Origin of the sequence: Bradyrhizobium sp. (assembly GCF_035935975.1) — a bacterium.
Classification (GTDB): Bacteria; Pseudomonadota; Alphaproteobacteria; order Rhizobiales; family Xanthobacteraceae; genus Bradyrhizobium.
The window spans coordinates 236,036-242,874 of record NZ_DASYWN010000030.1 but is presented as its reverse complement, the minus strand read 5'-3'; the positions used below and the strand labels follow the sequence as shown (position 1 = coordinate 242,874).

Here is a 6,839-nt window from a genome sequence, read left to right as displayed (position 1 = left end):
TGCGCAGCATGCCAGAAATGCCATCGGCAACTTCATCGAGGAGATATACAACAGACAACGCCTGCACTCGGCGCTGGCCTACCGGCCCCCCGCCGAGTTCGAAGAAATTTTACCGCTCTGCGGGGCTGCTGCGCAGCAGCCCCGCAGAGCGGCCCCGATCGCTCAACCTGTCCAGCCGCTCTAAGGCGGCAGACCCAACCTGTCCCCGGTTATCGTGTCTCACCATAGGGGTGCACTCCAGCGCACAGACCCCGGATTACGCTGCGCTCCATCCGGGCTACAGGACTCTCTGCCCGTCATTCCCTCCGCCCTCGGGAAAATCCGGCACATCCCCCCACGCCTCCGCCGATCGGCTGACGCAAACAGCCGTGGATCGCGCGATCCGGAAACCTCCGGCAGCCCCTGCGCCCCTTGATCTCGGTTCCGCTCTCCAATAGCAAATATGGCGATAATGTGTGCCGGCTTGAGGAAGTCACGATGTGGCTGTTTTTCCTGGTTGCCTGGTTTGTCCTGCTCGCCGCCATCGCCATCCTCGCCCAGCAGGCGTTTGGTTATGACATCGCCCACCTGCCGGCCCTGTTCGGGGGCCTGCCCATGCCGCAACGTCTCACCACCGGCACGATTGCGGCGGTCGGACTGGCACTGATCGGGGCAACCACCTGGCGGCTGTCACGCCAGGACCGGCGCCTCGACACCTTGCGCGACCGCCTCAAGAAGACCCGGGAAGACGTCGTCGTCGCCCACGCCCTGCAGAACCACCTCGATGCCACCGTCCAGCACCTGATCGAGAGCGACCCCAGAGAGGCCGTCTCCGCCCTCCATGACAAGCTGGGCGAGACCGAGCAGCGCGCTTTGCTCCAGCAGGGCCGCAACGAATCCACCGACATGCACGACCAGCTCGCCGAGATCCGCCGCCGCCAGCAGGCGCTGCGCGAGACGGTCGGCAAGGTCGCCGATCAGCGCCGCGCGGTGGAGCCCGTCTTCACCGAGATCCGCGACCGCCAGAACCAGCTCGAACGCTCCCTGCACGACCTCGAAACCGACGACCGCAAGAACAACCTCGCCGACCGACAACGGGACATCGCGCGCGACGTATCGACGCTGCTGGCGCGGGTGAACGCAGTCCAGGACACGTTCGCGACCCTCAACCAGTACAAGGAGGATCTGGCGAAATCCCACGCCGAGCTGGTGCCGCTGCGCTCCTCGGATGCCGGCATCAACGCCCTGATCGGCGAGCTCAGCCTCAGCTATGACCGTCTCGCCAAAAGCATCGACGAGCTCGAGACCGGCGGCGAAGCGCCGCTCGCCACCCGTGTCGAGACGCTGTCGAAGAACAAGATCGAGATCGAGCAGCGCCTCGCCCGCATCGACGACAGTTTCAACATCCTCAAGTCCATCCGGCTCGACTTCGAGGAGCTCGGCCAGCGCCAGGCCCAGTTCGATCGCTCGCTCGCCGACGTCGAAACCGACCCCGACGGCAAGACCCTTGCCGACCGCCAGAACGCGCTGAACGAGTTCGTCCTCCAGTCGCGCCAGCGCCTCGGCGCCTTGCAGGAGACGGTGACAACGCTCAACGCCTTCAAGGCAGAGCTGTCGAAGTCGCAAGCCGATCTCGTTCCGCTGAAGGCCCCGGTGTTCGGCATCGAGGCCCTGATCGCGGAGGTCGGCATCACGCGCGATCTCCTCGCAAAAACCGTGAGTGAGATCGAGGCGAATGGCGACGTCACCCTCGCCGCGCGCGTCGACGCGCTGACCAGGAGCAAACGCGAGGTCGAGGACCGCCTCGTCCGCATCTTCGACAATTTCAACGCGCTCGATGCCTTGCGCAAGGACATCGGCGGCATCTTCTCGACGATCAGGAACAGTTTGAACCGGATCGGGTGACCGAACTACGGGCTGGCTCGAACCGCGATCTCCATCGTTGCGACCAATCGCACATGCGCTTCGTCCTCGGCTTCCTGTCTGCTCTCCTCGGCGCGCTCGCCGGCTGGTGTGGCCTTGCCGCGCTGGTGGTCATGCTGGCGGGGCCGGACCGCGACGGCGGCATTGCCATGGGCGCCTTCTTCGACATCGGCCCGGTCGGCGGCGTGGCCGGCCTGATTGCCGGCATCTGGCTGTTCATGCGCTTCGGCATGGTTCGAGACGCGGCTCCGCCGGCGACAGCGGAAAGCACCGATGGCGTGCCCCACCGCGCGGCGCGGCTGTCGCTTCCGTTCGCAATCCCCGTCCTGCTCATCGCGGCAGGTCTCGCCTGGTGGGGATGGTACGAATTCATCCGCTCGCCCAATCTCAGTCATGGCTTCATGACGCTCGACATCGAATTCCGGCTTCCCGCCGGCATGGCGCTGCCTGACAGTCAGGAGGACGTGAAGATCGAGGTCGAGGAAGCGCAGGGTTATGCCAACGCGCTGTTGCCGGCGAACTGGCGCGCGCATGACGGCGAGCGCCGCGCGATCACTGCCTCGGCATCGCTGATGTACAAGACGCGCCACCGCGCCGTCAGCCTGACGCTCCCGGACATCCCGACTCAACGCTGGCCGGTCGATCTTCCTTCCGACCCGGATCCGACGCCCGGCTTTTCGCCCTGGCGAGTTGCGAGCGGCTCGTCGCCAACAAAGATCGAGATGCATTTCCGCCTCACCGCCGATCGCTGAAGAGCGCGCGGCGTAGGATGGGTAGAGCGAAGCGAAACCCATCAGCCATTCGCACGAGGAGAAATGATGGGTTTCGCTTCGCTCTACCCATCCTACCGACCAGCATCACGCATCCCCGAAACATCCAGACACATCACTTCTCCGCGGGCCCGATCAATGCCGCCAACATGTCGCCTGGATGCCGCAACTTGGACGCATTCCGCCGCCCTTTTGTGAGGCGTGTCTGGGGGCACGGCTCAACCGTGTTTGGACCAAACCTGCTAGGGGTATGTCTGTGAAGAAGATTGTATTTGTTCTGGGTGCCACGCTTGCTCTGGTGACGGCCGCAAACGCTGCGGATCTGCCGCGCCGTCAGCCCGTGCCGGTCTATCCGGCGGAGCAGGCCCCGATCGGCAAGATGCCGATTGGCAAGAGCCCGATTGGCAAGGCCCCGATCGGCAAGGCGCCCGGCCCGGTCGCGGCGCGCTACTGACAGCGCGCAAGTTCAGGTTAAGCGGCCGACAGTCGAGGGGGCATAGCGTGACGAATAGACCTAATCGAACGGGATCCTGCATCCTTGCGGGATTTGCGCTCGCGGCCATGCTCGCGTGCACGACCCCCTCGGCGTCCGCCTATGAAGCGAACAAGCGCGTTGCCGATGCCAATGCGCTTGCCACGACCGACACCGCATCACGACCTCAGCCGCAGGCAACGCGGCGCCCGATCGCGCGCGCGGAGAAAGGTCCCTACTATGTCGACTTCCGCGCCCGCACAGCGGCGAGCTGGGGCCATGCCTTCGTCTGGTACGGCAAGACCAGCGAGCGCGCCGTCGAGGTTGCCGGCCTGACGCCGGCCGGCGACACCTGGGCCTATATGCTCGGTCACCTCACCTGGGTGCCAGCAGAGACCGGCGCGAGCTACGGCGATCTCGACCCGGAATACCTGACCGCGAGCTATCGCGTGTACCTCAACGAGGCCGACGCCAAGCGGGTGTTCGCCTACATCAAGAAATTGCAGGCGAGCTCCCCGGTCTGGAATGCCGAGACCACCAACTGCACCGGCTTCATCGGCGACATCGCCGAGTTCATGGGCCTGCAGGTCCCCTACCGCTGGCAGCGCCCGGAAAACTTCGTCAACCGCCTCAAGGAAATGAACGGCGGCCGGCAAACGGTGCAGCTGTCGGCGGAGTGATCGTTACTCGCTCGCAGCACGAACTGGCGAGCATTCCCCGAAAGTGCTATTACAGGTCGTGAGCTGGCGCTTTGGAAAGCGTCTGGCGAAGAGTGTTCAAGATTCAATCGAGGCAAGACCGAGGAATATTAGACCGAGGAATTAAGCAACGCGCCCAGGTGCCGCTCATCCGTTCCACCAACCCTTCACGGAGGTCGAGATGGCTAACAATCAGGCGGGCTCAAGTGCTGACCGGTTAAAGCATCCGTTTCTCGAAAAGCTCGGTGCGATACCGGCTGCGGCCGAGGGCCTCTTTGCATACAGCGCGAAGATTGTGTGCGGTAAACAGTCCGAGGCAAGCTGCTGTTGTGTCGCCGGCGCCCGGCCGGGCGTGTATGCGACCGAGGTCAACATTCAAAATCTCAACCTGGTGACCGCGCCGGTTCTGAAGTTCGTCGTGCCCTTGATCAACTCAGGCGCCGTTGTCGCGCGTGAACCCGCGGTCGCCGACCCCGTGACGTTCGCGGCACGTCAGGCGGAGGTCATCAAGCTTCCTCCGCTGGGGGCAACGATGGACGATTGCTGCCGTATCGCCGAGATGCTGCTGGGCGGAGCCCCGAGTGGAGACACCGCGCTCACCATCGCCATCCTGACGATTGTGAGCCAATTCGAGCTGTCCGTCTCCGTCGTCTACACGGCGAACCCTCTAAGTGGAGACGGCATCAGCATCGACGTCGAGTACATTCCGTCGCACCTTTTAAGGCTTCGTGGCCAAGGTTGACGCGGGTTCCAGTTGGCGCTCGATAAACGCGGAGCAAGCCAGAATCTTCATGGTAACAATCTGGATTGCTTCGCGGAGCTTGTCATCGAGCCGCGCCGAAATTATCCGCCTCACGGAATCACCCTCACTCCCCGCATGACGCCCCGCCTCCACCGCACGCCCCGCTGATAGACTTTTCCTGACCCCGGCGGCATCCTCCCGCCATCAACCGACAACAGAGCCTGCGGGCCGGCCAGGGGGAAACAGATCATGCTGCAGACACGGTTCACGAAGCTCGTCGGCGTCGAGCACCCGATCGTCCAGGGCGGCATGCAATGGGTCGGGCGGGCCGAGCTGGTCGCCGCCGTCGCCAATGCCGGCGCGCTCGGCTTCATCACGGCGCTGACCCAGCCGACGCCGGAGGACCTCACCAAGGAGATCGCGCGCTGCCGCGACCTCACCGACAAGCCCTTTGGCGTCAACCTGACCATCCTGCCGGCGATCAAGCCGCCGCCCTACGCCGAGTACCGCGCCGCCATCATCGAAGCCGGCATCAAGGTGGTCGAGACCGCCGGCAACAAGCCGCAGGAGCATGTCGACGAGTTCAGGAAGCACGGCGTCAAGGTCGTGCACAAATGCACCAGCGTCCGCCACGCGCTCTCGGCCGAGCGCATGGGCGTCGACGCCATCTCGATCGACGGGTTCGAATGCGCCGGCCACCCCGGCGAGGACGACACCCCCGGCCTGATCCTGATCCCGGCCGCCGCCAACAAGGTCAAGATCCCGATGATCGCCTCCGGCGGCTTCGCCGATGCCCGCGGCCTCGTCGCGGCGCTGGCGCTCGGCGCCGAGGGCATCAACATGGGCACCCGCTTCATGGCGACCAAGGAGAGCCCGATCCACCAGCTCATCAAGGAGAAGATCGTCGCCAACGACGAGCGCGAGACCGAGCTGATCTTCCGCACCATGCGCAACACCTCGCGCGTCGCCAGGAACGAGATCTCGACCAAGGTCGTCGCCATGGAGAAGGAAGGCGCCAAGTTCGAGGATATCCGCGAGCTCGTTGCGGGTGCCCGCGGCAAGATGGTCTATGCGACCGGCAATTCGGACGAGGGCATCTGGTCGGCCGGCCAGGTGCAGGGCCTGATCCAGGACATCCCGAGCTGCGGCGAGCTCATCTCGCGCATCGTGCGCGAGGCCGAGGCGATCATCCGCAGCCGGCTCGAAGGGATGATCGTTCAGCCACAGCGCGAAGCTGCGGAATAATCACTTCAAGAAGCGAGAGTAATTCATGAAGGCTTACGTCTACGGCGCTGACGGCGCTCAGATTTCCGACGTCGCTCAACCAAAGCCCAAGGGCACGCAAGTGCTGGTGCGCGTGCGTGCCTGCGGCCTCAATCGCGCCGACACCGGCATGCGCAAGGGCCACGCGCATGGCGCGGCCGGCGGCGTCGGCACCGTCCTCGGCATGGAATGGGCCGGCGAAGTCGCCGAGCTCGGACCCGATGCGAAGGGCGTGAAGGTCGGCGACCGCATCATGGGCTCCGGCGGCGCCGCGTTCGCGGAGTATACGCTCGCCGATCATGGCCGGCTGTTCCGCGCCCCCTCGAATATGAATTTCGAGGAGGCCGCCACCCTGCCCGTCGCGCTCGCGACCATGCACAATGCCGTCGTCACCGTCGGCGGCGTGCAGCCGGGCCAGGCCGTGCTGATCCAGGGCGCCAGCTCCGGCGTCGGCCTGATGGCGATGCAGATTGCCAAGCTCAAGGGCGCGAGGCTCGTGATCGGCTCCTCGACCGATGCCTATCGCCGCGGCCGGCTGACGGAGTACGGCGCCGACCTCGCGGTGGACTCCTCCGATCCAAAATGGGTGGACGAGGTGCTGAAGGCGACTAACGGCGAAGGCGTCGATCTCATCGTCGACCAGGTCTCCGGCAAGGTCGCCAACCAGAACCTTGCGGCCACGAAGATCCTGGGCCGCATCGTCAATGTCGGCCGGCTCGGCGGCACCCATGCCGATTTCAACTTCGACCTCCATGCGGCCCGCCGCATCAGCTATATCGGCGTCACCTTCCGCACCCGCAGCATCGACGAGGTCCGCGAGATCTTCGACGAGGTCAGGAAGGACATCTGGGGCGCAGTGGAGTCGCGAAAGCTGCAGTTGCCGATCGACAAGGTCTATCCGTTCGACCAGATCGACCAGGCGTTCGAGCACATGGAGGCGAACAAGCATCTCGGGAAGATCGTGGTGACGCTGTAAGGAGCAGGCTCGGCCA

7 protein-coding genes and 1 pseudogene are annotated in these 6,839 nt (G+C 64.8%); all 8 read left to right on the top strand.

Annotated features, from left to right (window positions below):
• Nucleotides 1–184 (top strand): annotated as a pseudogene (locus VGR99_RS17010) (hypothetical protein); the annotation flags it as partial.
• 293 nt (nt 185–477) lie between these two features.
• A complete protein-coding gene (locus VGR99_RS17005) occupies nt 478–1,884 on the top strand; it encodes a hypothetical protein (protein ID WP_326899777.1) in 1,407 nt (468 codons plus the stop codon).
• 53 nt (nt 1,885–1,937) lie between these two features.
• Nucleotides 1,938–2,654: a hypothetical protein gene (locus tag VGR99_RS17000; RefSeq protein ID WP_326899775.1), complete on the top strand. Its 717-nt coding sequence runs from the start codon at nt 1,938–1,940 to the stop codon at nt 2,652–2,654.
• A gap of 268 nt (nt 2,655–2,922) precedes the next feature.
• The gene (locus VGR99_RS16995) at nt 2,923–3,126 is read left to right on the top strand and encodes a hypothetical protein (protein ID WP_326899773.1); all 204 of its coding nucleotides are present in this window, start codon (nt 2,923–2,925) and stop codon (nt 3,124–3,126) included.
• A gap of 47 nt (nt 3,127–3,173) precedes the next feature.
• On the top strand, nt 3,174–3,824 hold the full coding sequence (locus VGR99_RS16990) for a hypothetical protein (protein WP_326899772.1): 651 nt from the start codon (nt 3,174–3,176) through the stop codon (nt 3,822–3,824).
• Nucleotides 3,825–4,023: 199 nt separating this feature from the next.
• Nucleotides 4,024–4,584 carry a hypothetical protein gene (locus tag VGR99_RS16985; protein WP_326899771.1) on the top strand — a complete coding sequence of 187 codons (561 nt, stop codon included), beginning with the start codon at nt 4,024–4,026 and terminating at the stop codon, nt 4,582–4,584.
• Nucleotides 4,585–4,833: 249 nt separating this feature from the next.
• Nucleotides 4,834–5,829, top strand: coding sequence for a nitronate monooxygenase family protein (locus tag VGR99_RS16980; RefSeq protein ID WP_326899770.1), 996 nt, complete (start codon nt 4,834–4,836; stop codon nt 5,827–5,829).
• 25 nt (nt 5,830–5,854) lie between these two features.
• On the top strand, nt 5,855–6,823 hold the full coding sequence (locus VGR99_RS16975; RefSeq protein WP_326899769.1) for a zinc-binding dehydrogenase: 969 nt from the start codon (nt 5,855–5,857) through the stop codon (nt 6,821–6,823).
• The last annotated feature ends 16 nt before the right edge of the window (nt 6,824–6,839 follow it).